The organism is Nesterenkonia massiliensis, assembly GCF_000455245.1.
Taxonomy (GTDB): domain Bacteria; phylum Actinomycetota; class Actinomycetes; order Actinomycetales; family Micrococcaceae; genus Nesterenkonia; species Nesterenkonia rhizosphaerae.
On the sequence record NZ_HG005165.1, the window covers coordinates 40,530 to 56,930 of the forward strand.

Annotated in this window: 19 protein-coding genes; 11 read left to right on the plus strand and 8 right to left on the minus strand. The window is 62.9% G+C overall.

The window, feature by feature from the left end; all coding sequences use genetic code 11:
- A partial coding sequence (locus TX78_RS00200) for a deoxyguanosinetriphosphate triphosphohydrolase family protein (RefSeq protein ID WP_233722102.1) occupies positions 1-1,315 on the minus strand: 1,315 nt, incomplete at its 3' end.
- Between the two features lie 144 nt (positions 1,316-1,459).
- Between TX78_RS00200 and TX78_RS00205 the strand changes: the two genes are divergently transcribed.
- From TX78_RS00205 to TX78_RS00225, 5 genes are all read left to right on the plus strand, one after another.
- On the plus strand, positions 1,460-1,873 hold the full coding sequence (locus tag TX78_RS00205) for an ASCH domain-containing protein (RefSeq protein WP_044492670.1): 414 nt from the start codon (positions 1,460-1,462) through the stop codon (positions 1,871-1,873).
- Between the two features lie 306 nt (positions 1,874-2,179).
- Positions 2,180-3,613 carry a DEAD/DEAH box helicase gene (locus TX78_RS00210; protein WP_044492672.1) on the plus strand — a complete coding sequence of 478 codons (1,434 nt, stop codon included), beginning with the start codon at positions 2,180-2,182 and terminating at the stop codon, positions 3,611-3,613.
- A gap of 99 nt (positions 3,614-3,712) precedes the next feature.
- Entirely contained in the window at positions 3,713-3,979 is a 267-nt protein-coding gene (locus TX78_RS00215) for a hypothetical protein (RefSeq protein ID WP_044492674.1), read from the plus strand.
- Positions 3,980-4,197: 218 nt separating this feature from the next.
- Positions 4,198-5,565, plus strand: a complete 1,368-nt coding sequence (locus tag TX78_RS00220) for a sodium/glutamate symporter (RefSeq protein WP_044492676.1) — start codon at positions 4,198-4,200, stop codon at positions 5,563-5,565.
- Positions 5,566-5,573: 8 nt separating this feature from the next.
- Positions 5,574-6,563: an MsnO8 family LLM class oxidoreductase gene (locus TX78_RS00225; protein WP_044492677.1), complete on the plus strand. Its 990-nt coding sequence runs from the start codon at positions 5,574-5,576 to the stop codon at positions 6,561-6,563.
- A 41-nt stretch (positions 6,564-6,604) separates the two neighbouring features.
- On the opposite strand, the gene TX78_RS00230 is transcribed toward TX78_RS00225, so the two are convergent.
- The 3 genes from TX78_RS00230 to TX78_RS00240 all read right to left on the minus strand — a co-directional run bounded on the left by TX78_RS00230 (position 6,605) and on the right by TX78_RS00240 (position 9,588).
- Positions 6,605-8,164 (minus strand): PTS ascorbate transporter subunit IIC, encoded by a 1,560-nt coding sequence (locus tag TX78_RS00230; RefSeq protein WP_044492678.1) that lies wholly within the window; start codon positions 8,162-8,164, stop codon positions 6,605-6,607.
- Positions 8,165-8,172: 8 nt separating this feature from the next.
- Positions 8,173-8,970, minus strand: a complete 798-nt coding sequence (locus TX78_RS00235) for a PTS sugar transporter subunit IIA (protein WP_044492680.1) — start codon at positions 8,968-8,970, stop codon at positions 8,173-8,175.
- 150 nt (positions 8,971-9,120) lie between these two features.
- The gene (locus TX78_RS00240) at positions 9,121-9,588 is read right to left on the minus strand and encodes a GNAT family N-acetyltransferase (RefSeq protein ID WP_044492682.1); all 468 of its coding nucleotides are present in this window, start codon (positions 9,586-9,588) and stop codon (positions 9,121-9,123) included.
- A 54-nt stretch (positions 9,589-9,642) separates the two neighbouring features.
- Here TX78_RS00240 and TX78_RS00245 point away from each other — a divergent pair, with 54 nt between their 5' ends.
- The 3 genes from TX78_RS00245 to TX78_RS00250 are packed head-to-tail and all read left to right on the plus strand — an operon-like array spanning position 9,643 to position 10,783.
- On the plus strand, positions 9,643-10,014 hold the full coding sequence (locus TX78_RS00245) for a DUF2200 domain-containing protein (protein ID WP_044492684.1): 372 nt from the start codon (positions 9,643-9,645) through the stop codon (positions 10,012-10,014).
- A 42-nt stretch (positions 10,015-10,056) separates the two neighbouring features.
- Entirely contained in the window at positions 10,057-10,143 is an 87-nt protein-coding gene (locus TX78_RS14560) for a hypothetical protein (protein WP_407635375.1), read from the plus strand.
- Positions 10,118-10,783, plus strand: coding sequence for a DsbA family oxidoreductase (locus tag TX78_RS00250; protein ID WP_233722103.1), 666 nt, complete (start codon positions 10,118-10,120; stop codon positions 10,781-10,783). Before TX78_RS14560 ends, TX78_RS00250 begins: the two co-directional genes overlap by 26 nt.
- Positions 10,784-10,794: 11 nt before the next feature.
- Here TX78_RS00250 and TX78_RS00255 read toward each other — a convergent pair whose 3' ends face one another.
- The gene (locus TX78_RS00255) at positions 10,795-11,778 is read right to left on the minus strand and encodes a cation diffusion facilitator family transporter (protein ID WP_044492686.1); all 984 of its coding nucleotides are present in this window, start codon (positions 11,776-11,778) and stop codon (positions 10,795-10,797) included.
- On the minus strand, positions 11,775-12,266 hold the full coding sequence (locus TX78_RS00260) for a transporter substrate-binding domain-containing protein (protein ID WP_069956228.1): 492 nt from the start codon (positions 12,264-12,266) through the stop codon (positions 11,775-11,777). Before TX78_RS00260 ends, TX78_RS00255 begins: the two co-directional genes overlap by 4 nt.
- 98 nt (positions 12,267-12,364) lie before the next feature.
- Here TX78_RS00260 and TX78_RS00265 point away from each other — a divergent pair, with 98 nt between their 5' ends.
- Positions 12,365-13,498 carry an NAD(P)-binding domain-containing protein gene (locus TX78_RS00265; protein ID WP_044492690.1) on the plus strand — a complete coding sequence of 378 codons (1,134 nt, stop codon included), beginning with the start codon at positions 12,365-12,367 and terminating at the stop codon, positions 13,496-13,498.
- A 15-nt stretch (positions 13,499-13,513) separates the two neighbouring features.
- Here TX78_RS00265 and TX78_RS00270 read toward each other — a convergent pair whose 3' ends face one another.
- Positions 13,514-14,344, minus strand: coding sequence for a DNA-formamidopyrimidine glycosylase family protein (locus TX78_RS00270; RefSeq protein WP_044492692.1), 831 nt, complete (start codon positions 14,342-14,344; stop codon positions 13,514-13,516).
- A gap of 141 nt (positions 14,345-14,485) precedes the next feature.
- Here TX78_RS00270 and TX78_RS00275 point away from each other — a divergent pair, with 141 nt between their 5' ends.
- Positions 14,486-15,226 carry an MBL fold metallo-hydrolase gene (locus tag TX78_RS00275; RefSeq protein WP_044492693.1) on the plus strand — a complete coding sequence of 247 codons (741 nt, stop codon included), beginning with the start codon at positions 14,486-14,488 and terminating at the stop codon, positions 15,224-15,226.
- A gap of 7 nt (positions 15,227-15,233) precedes the next feature.
- Here TX78_RS00275 and TX78_RS00280 read toward each other — a convergent pair whose 3' ends face one another.
- Positions 15,234-15,944 carry a type 1 glutamine amidotransferase gene (locus tag TX78_RS00280; RefSeq protein WP_044492694.1) on the minus strand — a complete coding sequence of 237 codons (711 nt, stop codon included), beginning with the start codon at positions 15,942-15,944 and terminating at the stop codon, positions 15,234-15,236.
- A gap of 158 nt (positions 15,945-16,102) precedes the next feature.
- On the opposite strand from TX78_RS00280, the gene TX78_RS00285 reads away from it, so the two are divergent.
- Complete coding sequence (locus TX78_RS00285) at positions 16,103-16,399, plus strand: DUF6504 family protein (RefSeq protein ID WP_044492695.1); 297 nt, start codon at positions 16,103-16,105, stop codon at positions 16,397-16,399.
- The last annotated feature ends 2 nt before the right edge of the window (positions 16,400-16,401 follow it).

A 16,401-nucleotide genomic window follows, 5' to 3' on the forward strand; every position in this document is an offset into this window, starting at 1 on the left:
AGTCCTCCATCGCGAGGTCCACCAGATCCAGCAGCCGCCGCGGTGCCCGGCGAACATCAGCCGGATCATCGAGCCACGCAGCAAAGCCACGGATCAGTCGCTCCAGCAGGCGCGCCTGCCCCCGCTGGTACACCGTGAGGTCAGCGCGCTCGAGGATGAACCGCTCGTGCAAGAACTTCAGCACCGAGACCTCATGCCAGGCCGCCTGATTCAGGCTCACATGACCGCAGCGCGGCGGCGGGTCCGTGTGGATCTCCACCGAGGTCTGCAGGTGCTCGATCCAGCGTGCGGTAAAGGTGGCCAGTGCCCGCTCGGCATCACGTGAACCGTCGAAAGGCGCTAGCAGCAGTCCATCAACGACTTCCTCAAAGACTTTGTCCACTGCAGCCAGGAATGCCTCGGAGGACGCGATCCAGGAGTCTTTGCGGGCAAGTCGGCGCCACAGCAGTTCCAGAGCGTATCCCGGGGTACGGCTGTTGAGCACCAGGTCAGCACTCTCCAGCTCCGCCAGCTCGTTGCGTTCCTGGCGCCAGGCCCGGAATTCGGCCGAAATGGCGGCCTGATTCAGCAACCCAGCGCGGTAGAAGTCATCAAGATCATGGAGCGAATAGGCAATGTCATCGGCGATATCCATCACTGCGCATTCCACGGTCTGCTGGTGCTTGCTGATCATCGGATACGCCGCACGGGCATCCTCCATCGCAGGGGCATCCAGAGAGTAGACAGAGAACTTCCGTGCTCCGGCACCATCAGGTGAAGGTGAGAGCCCGCGTGGAGTCTCGGGGCCGCCGTCGCGCCCTAATCCCTCCTGCCGCAGCCACGGGTATTTCAGCACTGCCGCCCGCACCGCAGCGGTGAGGTTCAGCCCCGCGCCTTCCCGGTCGTACTCATCGAGCCTGGTCAAAATACGGAAAGACTGGGCGTTACCTTCAAAACCCTCTGCCAGGCCCAGATGCTCACGGGCCAGCCGGTCCAGGGTCCGTTCCCCCAGGTGGCCGAAGGGCGGGTGACCCAGATCATGAGCTGCGGCGGCTGATTGCACCACCACCGGGTGACAGCCGCCCAGCTGAGCGATCCGCTGACCTGCCGGGCCATCATCGGCCTGCAGGGTTACCGCAATGGAGCGGGCGACGGCGGCGACTTTCAGCGAGTGGGTCAGCCTGTTGTGAATAGCCAGGCCAGCACCGGTCTGGGAGATCACCTGCGTCACCGCAGAGAGTCGCGAATAGTACGGGGAGAACCGGATTCGTTCTAGATCCGCTCGAAATTCTGGACTGCGTTCCACCTGTTGGGAGGCAGTCAGTTCCTCTGGCACCAATCGTTTCTGCCGGGGGTCCTCTCCTGGCCAGTGAGATAGATCAGCATGTGGTGCAGAAATGCTCTCCATCCTCCGACTCTATAAGAGTCCCGCGCTGTTGTCCGGGCATCTCAGAACTGACGCGCGTGAGAATATGTGCTGATGAATCCTGAAGAGATAGCGACGCTGTCCCCTATGGATCTTGCCTTCGGTGAGCTGCGCGAAAAACTCGTGGCCGCAGTGCTTTCCGGGGAGAAGACGGCGACGACGAGCCTGCACCAGTCCTACCTTGCCGAAGGCGAGCCTTTGCCGCAGCCGGGGCTTCAACGGCTGCTGGGTCCCGATGATGAGACTGTGGGGCTCATTGAAGTCACCGAAGTGAGCCTACGCCGACTAGGTGAGATCGATGATGAGATCGCCTATGCCGAAGGCGAAGGTTATGCCTCGGTGGCCCAGTGGCGTAAAAGCCACGAGGGCTTCTGGCACTCAGTGGGTGAGGCAGAACCCGGCACCCTCACCGATGATTCCCTCATCGTGGTCGAGCGCTTCCGACTGGTGACAACGAAGCTGCCATAGCCTTGGCCGGCTCAAGCGAGCGAAGGCACAACCACGGCTCGTCCACGCAACTGGCCATCATGGAGCTTGCGGTAAAAGCCGCTACAATGAGTGGATTGGATCTTGTAACCAGGAGATCCTGCGTCGTAAGAACGCTTTCTTCAGCCCGGCGGCAAGAACCGGCCCGGGCTTCTGCATTGAACTTCTCGCGGCGACCGAGTGCACCGTCCGGTGCTTTCGCCATTGCCAGACCCTCGTCGCAGCCTTCAGTAGGCCGCCTTGCGCTCTGGCGCAGCTCGAAAGGCAAGACCCATTTCTGAATCCCCTATGACCTTTGTGGATCTCAACGTGCCCGCACCCCTGGTGCGTGCCCTGGCCGAGGACGGCAAGCTGGTGGCCTTCGCCATTCAGCGCCAGACCTTGGCCGATACACTCGCGGGCCGGGACGTGCTTGGCCGGGGCAAAACCGGCTCCGGCAAGACCCTGGCCTTCTCCATCCCTGTGGTGGCCAAGCTGGGAGAGCATCCGACGGCGCGCCGCAGCAAACAGCCGCGCGCCTTGATTCTGGCTCCCACCCGCGAGCTGGCCACCCAGATCAATGCCGTGGTGGAACCACTGGCAGCCGCCTATGGTTTGAGCACCACCACCATCTTTGGCGGCGTCAGCGCATCACGTCAGATCAGCGCATTGCGCGAAGGCGCAGACATTGTGGTGGCCTGCCCGGGACGCCTGGAGGATCTGCTCAGCCAGGGAGCCCTGACGCTGGACAGCATTGAGATCACTGTTCTGGATGAAGCAGACCATATGGCCGACCTGGGCTTCCTGCCCGGGGTGACACGCATCCTGAATAAGACGCCTGAGCGCAGCCAGCGACTGTTCTTCTCCGCGACCTTGGACAATGGCGTGGACAAACTGGTCAAGCGGTTCCTGCACAACGAGATCCTGCATTCAGCGGACGAGGCCACCTCCCCGGTGGCCGCGATGACCCACCATGTCTATGAGGTCGACGCTGAAGAGAAGAAGGAACTGGTGAGGACGTTGGCCTCCGGAATCGGACGGCGCATCCTCTTCACCCGTACCAAGCATCAGGCCAAGAAGCTGGCCAAGCAGCTCACCAGCCAGGGAATTCCCGCGGTGGACCTGCACGGCAACCTCTCGCAGAATGCGCGCGACCGGAACCTGGCAGCCTTCGGCGAAGGTGATGTGCGCGTCCTAGTGGCCACCGATGTGGCAGCACGCGGTGTCCATGTGGACAACGTAGAGCTGGTGGTACACGTGGACCCCCCGGCGGAGCACAAGGCCTACCTGCACCGCTCTGGACGCACTGCACGCGCCGGTAGCTCCGGAGACGTGGTGACGGTGATGCTGCCGGAGCAGCGTCGTGACACCCAGGGGCTGCTGCGCAAAGCCGCCATTGCAGTGACTCCGATCAGCGTGACCAGTGATTCCCCTGAAGTCACCGGCCTGGTCGGCGAGCAGGCCGCCTATGTGAAACCAGCACCTCAGCCGGTCCAGCAGAACTCCGGTGCCCGTTCCGGCGGTCGCGGTGCTGGCCGATCTGGCGGTCGTAGTGGTCGCCCAGCAACCGGTTCGGCCCGTCGCAGCGGCGGCTCGGGCGCGGCTTCACGCGGATCGTCATCCGAAGGCGGCTCTCGCGGCGGCAGCCAGTCCCGCACACAGGGTGCATCCCGCGGCGAGAGCGGCCACCAGGGCGGTGGGCGTCGTCGTTCTGCCTCCCGTAGGCCCAGCAGCCACCGCTGATCAGCCTGCACAGGATCCCAGCTGAGGTCATATGGTCAGCGCGGTGGAGGTGTCTGCACTGGTCAGTAGAGTGTCTAGTCCACCACTTGAAAGGTTGTTATGCCTTCACCGCGCGGCCCGCACAGCCCCCACAGCCCACGGATCGACCAGCCGCGTCCCCGTCACCTGACGCCGGCGCAGCTGCATGACCTGACCGACCTGGGGTACGCCGAAGGGCGCAGCTTCTCCGCTGAAGTGTTCACCGGGGATCTCAGCGGCACCGGCCTGGTGGAGTGTTCATTACAGGAAGTTGTGGTGGATGAGGCGGATTTCAGCGCTTCTCCTGTGCTGAAAGTCAGTTCAGCCGACTGCACGCACCGCATCTGAAGGCACCGCGCTCCAGCTGGCGTGATGTCACGATCCAGGGCAGCAGGATCGGTGCGGCCGAGCTCTATGAATCCGACTGGACTTCCGTCCACCTGCAAGATTCCAAACTCGACCTGCTGAATCTGCGCGGGGCCACGCTCACCGATGTGCTGGTGGAGAACTGCAGCATCACTGAGCTGGATCTCACCGCCACTACCTCGATCTGAACAGGACTCTGCATGACCGCTTGGAACGTATTCACCGACCTGGGCTTTATCTGCCTGTTGCTTCTGATCGGGGCGTTCCTGCGGGCCAAAGTCACGTTCATCCAGTCCTTGTTCCTCCCCGCGAGCCTGATCGCCGGTGTGCTGGGGTTGCTGCTGGGACCTCAGATGCTCAATGTCATTCCCTTTTCTAAGGGCTTAAGCGACTACGCCGGGATCCTGATTGCGGTGGTCTTCGCAGCCCTGCCTTTCACCTCGCAGCTGAGCTCTTTCAGCAAGGCCGCGAAGAACGTGGTGACCACATGGGCTGTTTCGCAGTCGGTGGTGGTACTCCAGTGGGGTGTGGGCCTGCTCTTTGGCCTGGGCATCATTGCCCTCATCTTTGCGAATATCCCTGACGGCTTCGGGCTGATGATGGCCGCAGGTTTCATGGGCGGACACGGCACAGCCGCGGCCATCGCCGATGTGTACGGGGATCAGTGGCCTGATGCGCAGAGTCTGGGCATGACTGCTGCCACTGTAGGAATCATCGTCTCCGTGGTCGGCGGCATCCTGATCATCAAATGGGAGTCCCAGAGGGGAAACACCGCCTACCTCAAGAACTTCAAGGACCTGCCCCAGGAGCTGCGCAGCGGATTGGTTCGTCCTGAACGTCGCGAGAGCATTGCGCACAGCCCTGTCTCGACTATGTCCATCGACCCGCTGATCTACCATGCCGGACTGGTGCTGGGCATCGCCGGTGTCTCGTACCTGGCTGCCAGCTGGCTCAGCGGCCTGGGACAGGGCTTGAGCATTCCCACCTTCTCAGTGGCCTTCCTGGCGGGCTTCGCGGTGCTCTTCCTGCTGAAGCGCCTGGGCGCAATGGACCACTTTGATCGGCGACTCTTTGAACGCACCTCAAGCTCCTCCACGGACCTGCTGGTGGCCTTCGGTGTAGCCTCCATCAACCCCTCGGTGGTTCTGGCCTACGCCGGTCCACTGGCGATGCTGCTGATCTTCGGCGTCGTTTTTATTGCCTTCTTCTACTTCGTCATCGCCAAACGGCTGTTCACCGACCACCCGGTGGAACAGTCCATCTTCCTGTGGGGATGGAATACCGGAACGGTGGCCATGGGCATCGCCCTGCTGCGGGTGGTCGATCCTGAAATGCGCTCCAAGACACTGGACTACTACGGCATCGCATATGTTCCCATCGGATTCGCAGATATCGCGATCATCGCACTGCTACCGGTATTCGTGATGAGCGGCTTGGCCTGGCCAGCTGCCCTGGTGCTGACCTTTGCTGGGATCGCGCTGCTGGGACTGGCACGGTTCACCGTGTCCAAGCCTGAAGTCGAAACCGCAGCACCGATGGGGGAAGCAATTGAGCCCTCACGCGGTTGAGCGCTGATGTGAGGCTTTCTCTGCTCGACCGTTCCCGTACCCGCAGCGGATATCCAGAAGCTGCTGCGCTGCAGCATTCGGTAGCGCGCGCTCAGTGGGCCGAGAGCTTGGGCTATCACCGCTTCTGGGGAGCGGAGCATCACGCCGTGCCCGGTATCGCATCCGGTGCCCCTGCGGTGTTACTGGCCGCAGTAGGGGCGCAGACGAACCGGATCCGACTGGGCTCCGGCGGGGTCATGCTCCCCCACCATCAGCCGCTGGTCGTGGCCGAACAGTTCCTGATGCTCCAAGCACTCTACCCAGCACGAATCGATCTGGGGCTGGGCCGGACACTGGGGTTTACCGAACCGGTCCGGCGCGCTCTGCGCCAAGAGTCCGACGACGTGGAGAACTTCACGAACGACGTCGAGGAACTTCGCGACTACCTGCAGCGCAATGCTGCGGTGACGGCCAGGCCCGCCGCTGAGCAGCCACTGCCCATCTTCCTGCTGGCCACTGGCCGCGGTATCAGCACCGCCGCCAGGCTAGGACTGCCGGTCGTCATCGGTGGCCCTATCCTGCGCTCTGATGACCTGCCACATATGCTGCAGAGCTACCGCCGAGAGTTTCAGCCCTCACCCGCTGCTCCGGAATCAGCTGTAGCGAAGCCCGAAGTGCTGATCTCTGCCGATGTGTACATTGCCGACACCACTGAGGAAGCCCATCAACTCGCACTGCCGGAGGCTTGGGCTATGGCCAGGTCACGAGAGACCGGCGAATTCGGCCCGCTAGAACCGGTGGAGGATATCCGCGCCCAGCGCTGGAGCAGACGCACCGAGGAACGCATCCAGCAGAGCCTGGAACAGGCCATTGCCGGTGATGAGCATCAGGTGGCAAACCGGCTGGATGAGCTGTTCACGCGTACCGGTGCCAGTGAGCTGCTGGTCTCTACCAGTACTTATGATCGCCAGGCACTGCGCGAGCTGGATACACGAATGGCGGGGCTGGCCGCCGGATAATCCGGTACCCAGCCCCGCCATCAGCGCCTGACTGTGATGAGCTAAGGACGCGCCGGAGGCGTGGGCGCACCCTTGGGCGGGGTGATCTTCGGGTACTGACCCGCTGTCCCCGCTGCGGTACCCGCCGAAGCCGAGCTTGGACCAGCTGCGGTGTCATCAGCGGTGCCCACCGCAGGACGGTGCGGTGAGGGGTCCCAGCCGCCGTCGACGACCTTGCGCTGCACCAGGATAGCCGCGCCCAGAATCAACAGACCAAGTGCGGCAATCACGATGAGTCCGCCCCATGATCCCAGGGCCGCACCGTAGCCGATGAGGATCCCGAACCACCCGAAGTCAGTATCGCCGAAGGTGGTGTTAGCTGTGCCGAAGTCACCGAGCACCAGCAGCAGCACCGCCGGTAAGAAGGTGATCAGCAGGCCATTGACGAAGCCGCCGGCCACCGCGCCGCGACGACCACCTGTGGCATTGCCGTAGACCCCTGCGGCACCGCCGGTGAAGAAATGCGGCACCAGGCCGGGCAGGATCAGTGCCAACCCCAGCGCCGGATTCAGCCACAGCGAAAGCACCGCCAGCCCGATCAGGCCACCGCTGAAGCTGGAGATGAAGCCGATCAGCACCGCGTTCTGGGCGTAAGGGAACACGATGGGCGCATCCAGTGCCGGAATAGCGCCGGGCACAATCTTGGCGGCAATGCCCTGGAAAGCCGGCACAATCTCACCGAGGATGGTACGGACGCCAAAGAGGATCACCGCCACGGCGATGCCGAACTGCAGGCCCTGGGTCAGCGACTGCATGACGAAGTTCCCGGGGCTGGTCGCTCCGCCTTCGAAAGCCTCATAGGCCGCCTCGCCTTCGCGGGCGAAGAAGATCAGCGCGACCACCACGTACATCATGACCATCGACAATGCGGTGGCCACCATCGAATCGCGCAGAAAGCGCAGCCCCTCAGGGAGCTTCAGCTCCTCGGTGGAGCGGCTGGTCTTACCGCCCACCACACGGCCCACAGCGCCTGCTGCCACGTAGCCAGCGGTGCCGAAGTGCCCCATCGCGATGCTGTTATCCCCAGTGATACGCCGGGTGAAGGGCTGAGAGAACGCTGGCAGGGCCACCATCAGAATGCCCAACAGCGCAGCGCCCAGCAGTACGGTGACCGTCCCGGAGTATCCGGCTGAGGCCAGAACGATGGTCAGCAGGGTGGCCATGAAGAGGATGTGATGTCCGGTCAGGAACACATAGCTCAGGGGTGTGAACCGGGCCAGCACCAGGCTGATGGCGAAGCCGAGAATCATCAGCCAGGCGACCTGCGCGCCGTAGGTCTCCTGGGCGATGCCCACAATGGCTTCATTGGTAGGGATTACTCCCTGGGCGCCGGTAGCGCCCTGGATCATGATTCCCAGCGGATCCAGGGACGCGACCACCAGGCCGGCACCTGCGCCGATGAGCAGGAAGCCCAGGGTGGCCTTCACCGCTCCACCGATCACCTGACCGGTTGATTTGCGCAGGGCGATGAGCCCCACTGCCACGATGATGCCGATCAAAAAGGCAGGAACAGACAGGATCTCGTTGACGAGAAACTCAGGGATTGCGACAAGCCAGTCCATAGTGGTCCTTAGACGTCGTAGAGCTCGCGCAGGGCACGGTCGAGCTCATCTTTGCTGGTGAAGTTCTCTACAACCCGTACCGGGACGCCCACATCCCCGAGGGTCTTGGCGATCTCACCTGAAGTCAGAATCGCCTTGGACTCTTTAGCCCGGCCGCGCGCGGAGATGGTGTCCGTAGCCTCCACGCTGACGTGGCGGTCCCAACCCCAGGTGCTGAGCACGCCCTCCAGAGTGTTCTTCAGAAACAGGGACGTTCCTAGGCCGTTGCCGCAGACGGTAAGGATCAGGTGCCGGTCCTCGGCCGGTGAGGATGAGGACGACGACGGCGCGGTCGCCGGTTCAGCAGCGGCGGCGGTATCTCCGCCGAGCACTGCGCGCAGCTGCCCCGGACTGGCCACAGTCTCCAGGGCCGCACGGGCCTCGTCGTCGCCGATCACCTCGGCCAAGTTGGCCATGGCCTGTACGTGCTGCCGGGAATCGGTGGCAGCTAGCGCCACCACCAGGCTCACCGGATCGTACTCGGTATGGCCAAAGCTCAGCGGCTCTTTCAGTCGCACCCAGGACATGCCGGTGCGCAGCACGGCCTCCGAGGGGCGCGCGTGGGCGAAGGCGAAGCCCGGGGCGATCACAATGTAGGGCCCGTGGTCAACAACATTGTCAACCATTGCCTGGGTGTAGTCAGCGGTGGTGACGCCGGTGGTTTCCAGCAGCTGGCCCGCAATCCTGACCGCGGCTGCCCAGTCGGCCGCCTCGGCGTCCAGGAGGATCGCATCCTCCGGGATCAAGTCGGATAGGGGTGAGGACATCAGGGGAACCGTCCTGCTCTGTTTCGGCTGTGAACGCTGTCTTGTTTTTCAGCACTCTGGAAAGTGCTACTGCCCCGGGTGGACACGCCACAGGGCGCAGATGACATTACTCTGTGATCTGCGTTTTCACATCCCTGACCGGCTGCTTTCTCAGATCTCACGTGTCATGAAGACACTGTTGGGATCCTCGCGGTACGTGCCAAAGGGCGGGCATTCAACAAATCCTGCACGCTGATAGAGTCGGCGGGCAGCCGCGAAGTAGTCCTCCACTCCGGTCTCCAGGCTGAGCCGGCGTGCGCCTCGTGCGCGGGCCTGCTCCAGCAGATGCTCCAGCAGCCTCCTGCCCACACCGCGGCCTCGCGCCGCAGCGGTGACGCGCATGGTCTTGATCTCCAGCTCAGCGGGGCTCAGGATTTTCAGCGCCGCACACCCTAGAAGCACCGCATCTTTACCCTCGTTATCCCAGGCGGCCCACAGCGTGATGTCATCGGCGCGCAGGGCGTCGACTTCCAGGGCATGGATGCTCTCAGGCGGAGAGGTGGCATGCATATCGGCTAAGTGTTCAGCGATCAATGCCAGCACGGCGGGATGCCTCAGTGGGTCTTCAATAATACGCACGCTGTCACCTTAGACTGCGCTGACCCCGGGGACTATCGGCAGTAAGATTTGAGCATGGCGAAGCCGACTGAGGGTAAGCATCGTATCTACTCGATGCCTGTGGCCAGTGTGTATCCGCACTACATCACCAAGGCCGAGCGGAAGGGCCGCCACAAGGATGAGGTGGATCAGATCATCCGCTGGCACACCGGGTACTCGCAGCAGGCGCTGGAAGAGCGCCTAGCACGCGAGACCGATTTTGAGACGTTCTTTGCTGAGGCTCCTGCACTGAACCCGAACCGTTCGCTGATCACGGGTGTGATCTGCGGGGTCAAGGTCCAGGACATCCAGGAAGACACCATGCGCGAGATCCGCTATCTGGACAAGATGGTGGACGAACTGGCCAAGGGCAAGGCCATGGAAAAGATCCTGCGCCAGCCGGCATGAGCATGGGGACCGAGCCTGCGCTACTCGCTGCTGCACCCGCTGATGACCGCCCCCAGCGAGAAGACCCGCGCGGCCAGGCTTCAGCGGATAGTGGACAAGCTGCGTGAGGCCTCAGCCTCAGGTGGATGATGAAGCCATGAAGATTGATGTGTGGAGCGACTTCGTGTGCCCCTTCTGCTATATGGGTGAGGCACTGCTGCAGCAGGCCCTGAAGACTTACGACGGCGAGGTCAGCATCACCTATCACAGCTACCAGTTGATGCCTGAGCTCGCTGAAGACACCGCGATCAATCCCACGGATCTGTTGGTGCAGGAACGCGGCATGGACCCCGAGCAGGCAGCCGCAGCCAATGCGCAGGTCACCCAGCGCGCTGCCACTCTGGGACTTCAGTACCGGTTGGATCAGGCGCTGGCAGTCAATACCCGCACTGCGCATCGGCTTTCGCATTTCGCAGCCGAACACGGTAAACAGCATCAGCTGGTGCGCGCCCTCTTCGATGCCTACTTCACACAGGGGCTGAATCTGCGCGAGGCTGACACGTTGGCCGATATCGCCGCCCAGGTGGGCTTGGACCGGGAGCGCGCCCGCGCCGTCGTCGTCGGTGATGACTACAGCCAGCAGGTGGAGGCCGATATCCAACAGGCGCAGCGGCTGCAGATCAGCGGCGTGCCGTTCTTTGTGTTCAACGAACGGCTTGCGGTCTCTGGGGCCCAGCCGGTGGAAGTCTTCCAGCAGGCTCTGCAGCAGGCAAGCCGCCCTGCCAACTGAAGCAGCAGTGACTACTCCTGCTGCTCCTTAAGTGTGGGATCAGCTTCACCGTGCTGTTCCTGGGTGACTGTCAGCACCAGATCCTGGATGCGCCAGTCCATCTCCGTACAGCTGCGCCGCAGCTCTTCCAGCCAGGCGATGTCCACAGTGGCCTGATTCAGCTGCATGAACACCTCAGCGTGGAGCACGTGTCCCTCATCCCGAGCCCTGGTCTGCACCGCCACCACCTGCGGCTCCTGAAGCACCCTGGCATTGATCTGCGCGATGATCGGATGCGGTGCGGAGTTATCGACGGTGGTGGCCCGGGCATCGGTGAGATCGCTGATGGCATCGCGGATATTCTCCCACCCGTCCTTGGTAATGGAGACCGACACTACTAGCGCCGCTACCGCATCAGCCCACCAGAAACCCAGCCCGATGCCCGCCACACCAGCAGCGGTGGCCACACCGGTCAGCCAGTCCGCCCGGTTCATATCCGCATCGGCGCGCAGGACCTTGTCATGCAGCTGCTCAGCAAGGCGTCGTTTGATGCGGCCCAGGATCACTGGGGCGATGCAGCTGGCCAGCGCCACGATAATCATCAGCCAGCCCAGCCATACCGGGGTACCGAAGATATTGACTGCCCCGATGGGCGGGCGCTCCCCCATCAGCAGACCGCTGCCGCCGTCGGCGATGAGCAGCAGTCCGACCCCGGCCAGCGCCACTCCGGAGACCAGATGGCCCACACCCACGGCCCGGTGATATCCGAACGGGAAACGCTCATTGGGTGCCTTACGCGCCACTCGGGCCCCGATCAGAAAGGCCAGCGGGGGCAGGAAGGAGAGCATGTCCTCGATCCAGGCGGTCTTCATCGCCTGAGAATTACCCATCACCGCCGCCATAGCCGCCACTGTGGCAGCAAGGATGACCATCCACAGCCATTGGATGCGTCGGGCTTTGCGCAGGGCCTGCTGCTGCTCATCCGGTAGTTCAGTATGGCCGAAGGTGACAGTCATTGCTGCTCCTGCCCGCTGTGTTCGAGCTCGATGAAGTAGCTCTCGAGATCCATCAGCAGCGCATTCTCGCCCTGTTCCACCAGAACTACTCGCTGCGAGCCATCCGGGTCTTCGCGATAGGGCCGGGTGATGGCCCCTTCCTTCTGCCAGGGGGTAGTGCTGTCGAAGCCGCCGATGACGACATCCAGCTCGTGTTCGGCCAACTGTCCCAGCAGCTCTGATTCACTGCCAGGCACCCAGATGATCTCCGCTCCGAGCCGTTCGGCGTAGCCGTTGAGCAGGTCTACTTCGGTACCGGCCGGGGCGGCCTCGGCGGAGTCACCGATCTCAGTCCATGGCGGATGCTCGGTGATGCCTATATGCAGCTCGCCCTCGCGGGCTTCTTCGAGGCTTCCCTCGGGGTCGGCCGGAATGGAGGAGCATCCCGCCGTCGCTGCAGCGCACAGCAGGGCTCCAGCTGCCAGAACTGGCCGTTTCCGCCATCTCACCGACGCCACCTGCCACTTCTCATCTGGACCAGACGCACCGTCCCGCGGCCATGCCGCGTCACTCAGAACTGTACTCCTGTCATGGCAGACTGAGGCAGGTGAATAAGCAGGCACACCGTGTAGGCGTCGTCGTCATCGGGGCGGGTCAGGCTGGGTTATCTGCTGGATATCACCTGCAGCGCAGCGGGTTCCGTCCGGCAGCGCAGGACGCGGCAACACCTGCAACGCAGGACCCTACAGAACAGCAGACATTTGTGATGCTCGATGCTGATGCTGCCCCGGGCGGGGCCTGGCAGCACCGCTGGGAATCGCTGCGCATGGGCACCGTCAATGGGATCTTCGACCTCCCTGGTATGCCCAAGCCTCCGCTTGATCCTAAGGAACCCAGCCGGACCGCCGTTCCCGGCTATTTCGCCGCATTCGAAGCCCGCATGCGACTACCTATCCTGCGTCCGGTCCGGGTGAATTCTGTATTCAGGGCCGACGACGACGCCGCCGGTGAGCTGCTGGTAGTGACCGACCAGGGCAGCTGGCGCGCCCGTGCCGTCATCAATGCCACCGGTACCTGGAATAATCCGTTGCTGCCTTCCTATCCGGGCCAGGAGTCCTTCACCGGCACACAGTTGCACACCCGGGACTATAGTCGGGCCGAAGACTTCAGCGGCAAGAGGGTTGCTGTGGTGGGAGGTGGTATCTCTGCGGTGCAGCATCTTGAGGAGATCTCGCTGCATGCCAAGACGTTCTGGTACACGCGTCGGGAACCGGTCTTCAACGATGCTGATTTCCGTCCCGAGATCGAAGGCCGACGCACTATTGAGAGGGTCACCGCTAATGCAGAGGCGGGGAATCCTCCCGGGAGCATCGTCTCCTACACGGGCCTGATCTGGACTCCTGGTGCCAGGGCAGCCCAGGCCCGCGGGGCCCTTGACCGGCGCCCGATGTTCACCCGCATTGAGCCCTACGGTGTCCGCGAAGGTGATGGTTCCTTCACCTCAGTCGATGTGATCCTCTGGGCCACCGGATTCCGTCCGGCTCTGAAACACTTAGCGCCGCTGCAGCTGGTGAACTCGCGCGGTGGCGTTCAGGTGCGCGGCACCCAGGTGGTGGCTGAGCCGCGAGTGCACCTGATCGGTTTCGGTCCCTCGCAATCCACCGTGGGGGCCAACCGGGCCGGCCGGGAAGCAGTGCGTATGCTCACAAGTACCAGCGGGCCGTTGGCACCAAGCAGCTGACCAGGCCAACGCTGTTCAGTCCAGCTCACCCCAGTCCAGCTCATCCCTGGCCGGCTGGCAGTATGGGCAGACATAGACGCTGCGGTCCTCTATGGCTGCCTGTCGCAGCTGCTCCTCGCCTAAGTAGTACCGGATGATCGGCGTCTGACAGCGCAGGCACAACTTTCCAGCTCGACCGTAGGTCCACAGGGATATCGCCGTGGATGCTGATCCGGTGGTGGCACGTCGGCTGCGGTTCTTATTGACCTGCAGCAGCCGATAGGACATCTCAAGAACCGAGTCGAGATCGGCCACCTCGCCCACCGGGGTTTCTGGGCGCAGCCGGCTCAGGAAACAGATCTCACTGCGGAAGACGTTTCCGATGCCGGCCAGATTCCGCTGGTCCAGTAGGGCCACACCGAGGGAACGTTCGGGCTGAGCCTGCAGCCGCCGTCGTGCCTCATCCTGATCCCAGTCCGGACCCAGCAGGTCAGGTCCAAGGTCAGCAAAGAAGCTGTCTTCTGACGTGCGAGGCATCAGGTGCAGCTCGCCGAGCGAAAACCCGACCGCTTGATGCTCAGCGGTATTCAGCACACAGCGGGCAGTGTGCCCAGGACGCTTCCAGCGCACACCGCGGCGCGGATATACATGCCAGATGCCTTCCATCTTCAGGTGGGACTGGATAGTGGTCTCCCCTGCCCGGATCAACAGGTGCTTGCCACGGGAGAGCACCTCTTCCACCAGCTCACCGCTGAGGTCCGCAGTGGCATACTGCGGGACGCGGAACTGCGTGGACTCGAGGAATTTGCCAGCCAGCACTGCGCGCAGCGCGGAGGCCTGGTGGTAGACGGTATCTCCCTCAGGCATGGGTTCACTCTATCCGGCTCGGCTGGCCACCGACCTCTTTGTTATTGGGCAGAAAGCCCTTGACCTGGGGATTCATCGCCCCGAGGATGGTGCTACGAGGCCTAAGAGCAGTGCTGCCGAGACGAATCCGCGAGGCCAAGCATGATCACCCATGACGTAGCACCCGGTATCCATCTGATCACCCGAGCTCATGTGAACTGCTACGTGGTGGAGGACGACGACGGCCTCCTGCTGGTGGACGCCGGGCTGCCGAAGATGTGGCATGAGGTTCTTGAGGCCCTGGACTACCGAGGACGGCGCCCGGATGAGATCCGTGGCATCGCGCTGACCCACGGCCACTTCGACCATGTGGGCTTCGCCCGGGGTGCTCAGCATGAACTTGGCATCCCGGTATGGGTTCATGCCAAGGACATGCCGCTGGCAGCTCACCCCTACCGCTACGCCACCGAGCGCAACCGTCTCCTCTACCCCTTCACGCACCCAAAGTCCTTGCCGGTGCTGGGGCGCATGGTCACCGCTGGCGCGCTGCGCATCAAGGGTGTAGAGCAGACCACCGCATTGGACGTCAAGGCACTAGATCTACCCGGTCTGCCCGTGGCGTTCCACACTCCCGGACATACTGACGGACACTGCATTCTGCACTTCCCTGACCGCGATGCGGTGATCAGCGGCGACGCACTGGTGACGCTGGATCCCTATACCGGCAACCGAGGTCCCCAGATTGTGGCCAGTGCTGCCACCAAGGACACCGCACAGGCGCTCCAGTCACTGCAGGCCGTTGCTGCTACTGGTGCCACCATAGTGCTTCCCGGCCACGGTGAGCCCTTCAGCGGTGGCGCACAGGCTGCGGTTCAGCAGGCCCTGCGCGCGGGCGCCCACTGAACCGGACCTAGCGACTGGAAGCGTAGTTCACAAAAGCTGCCGCCAGCGGACGGAAGGTCGCTTCGATCCCGGAAGCCTCGGCGTCGTACTCCCTGATCACATCCGCTGGGGTTCTGCCGGCCTTCTCCACCAGCTCAGCAGTGCCCTCGGCCCAGCGCTGCACTGTATGGGCATCGGGCTCGGGGTGAAACTGCACCGACCAGAACGAGCTGCCCACCCGGAAAGCCTGCACCGGGGCATCGGTGCCTTCCACCAGATGCACCGCCCCTTCCGGGACTGCCGCGATCTGCTCCTGATGCCACAGCACAGCTTTAGGGCGCTGGGGCAGCACGGAGAACACCGGATCATCAGCAGCTTCGGGGCGCCGAATAAGCTCCATCACCCCGATCTGCGGAATGCTGCGGCGGAAGACTTCGGTGTCATGGGCTACTGCTGAGAGCTGGGCGCCCAAGCAGATATTAAAGGCCGGGGACTCCTCAGCAGCGGCAGTGCGCTGCAGGGCACGTACAGCCGGAAGCCACTCCCACTGCTCATCATCCTCAGGGCCAGCAGTGCCGCCGAGCACCACCATCCCCTGGTATCCGGCCAGATTCTCCGGAATGGCATCACCGCGGTCAGGACGCAGCATCACCAGCTCCGCCCCGGCCTCTTCCAGCCAGCGCCCGAATTTATCGATGCCCACGCTGTCCTCATGCTGAATGACCAGAATTCTCACCATTGACCCGAGTTTACGCGGGCAAAGAGGGGCTCCAGAGCTGCTGCCGGAACTCTTGTCAGGAAACACCCCTACACTCGATAATCGAAGATATGTTCGAATAGCGGGAGTGTTCTGCAGGAGTGTTCTGTAATGAGAGTTCCGCCGATAGGAGTTCTGCGATGAGCGCTGAAGCAGCGGTGCTGCCTGATTCAGCCACGGTGTGGACCACACCTGAAGGTGCCCCGGCACGGCTGGTATGGGGTCACCGCCGGTTTATTGTCACCGATCGGCCTATTCCATGGATTGACCGTACCCCCTGGTGGGAGTCGCTGAGCCGGATGCCAGCGGGCAAGGCTGACATGCAGGAGCAGCAGATGTGGCAGGTCCAGGCCACCGCGGAAGATGGTCAGATCCTCATTTTTGATCTGGCGGTGATGCCTGGTCAGCAGTGGCCAGTAACCGGAATCTATGACTAAAG

Coding starts and splice junctions, on each gene's coding strand:
- TX78_RS00205 (WP_044492670.1), top strand. CDS start 1,460: ATGAATCCTGAAGAGATAGCGACGCTGTCCCCTATGGATCTTGCCTTC.
- TX78_RS00210 (WP_044492672.1), top strand. CDS start 2,180: ATGACCTTTGTGGATCTCAACGTGCCCGCACCCCTGGTGCGTGCCCTG.
- TX78_RS00215 (WP_044492674.1), top strand. CDS start 3,713: ATGCCTTCACCGCGCGGCCCGCACAGCCCCCACAGCCCACGGATCGAC.
- TX78_RS00220 (WP_044492676.1), top strand. CDS start 4,198: ATGACCGCTTGGAACGTATTCACCGACCTGGGCTTTATCTGCCTGTTG.
- TX78_RS00230 (WP_044492678.1), bottom strand. CDS start 8,164: ATGGACTGGCTTGTCGCAATCCCTGAGTTTCTCGTCAACGAGATCCTG.
- TX78_RS00235 (WP_044492680.1), bottom strand. CDS start 8,970: ATGTCCTCACCCCTATCCGACTTGATCCCGGAGGATGCGATCCTCCTG.
- TX78_RS00245 (WP_044492684.1), top strand. CDS start 9,643: ATGGCGAAGCCGACTGAGGGTAAGCATCGTATCTACTCGATGCCTGTG.
- TX78_RS14560 (WP_407635375.1), top strand. CDS start 10,057: ATGACCGCCCCCAGCGAGAAGACCCGCGCGGCCAGGCTTCAGCGGATA.
- TX78_RS00255 (WP_044492686.1), bottom strand. CDS start 11,778: ATGACTGTCACCTTCGGCCATACTGAACTACCGGATGAGCAGCAGCAG.
- TX78_RS00270 (WP_044492692.1), bottom strand. CDS start 14,344: ATGCCTGAGGGAGATACCGTCTACCACCAGGCCTCCGCGCTGCGCGCA.
- TX78_RS00275 (WP_044492693.1), top strand. CDS start 14,486: ATGATCACCCATGACGTAGCACCCGGTATCCATCTGATCACCCGAGCT.
- TX78_RS00280 (WP_044492694.1), bottom strand. CDS start 15,944: ATGGTGAGAATTCTGGTCATTCAGCATGAGGACAGCGTGGGCATCGAT.
- TX78_RS00285 (WP_044492695.1), top strand. CDS start 16,103: ATGAGCGCTGAAGCAGCGGTGCTGCCTGATTCAGCCACGGTGTGGACC.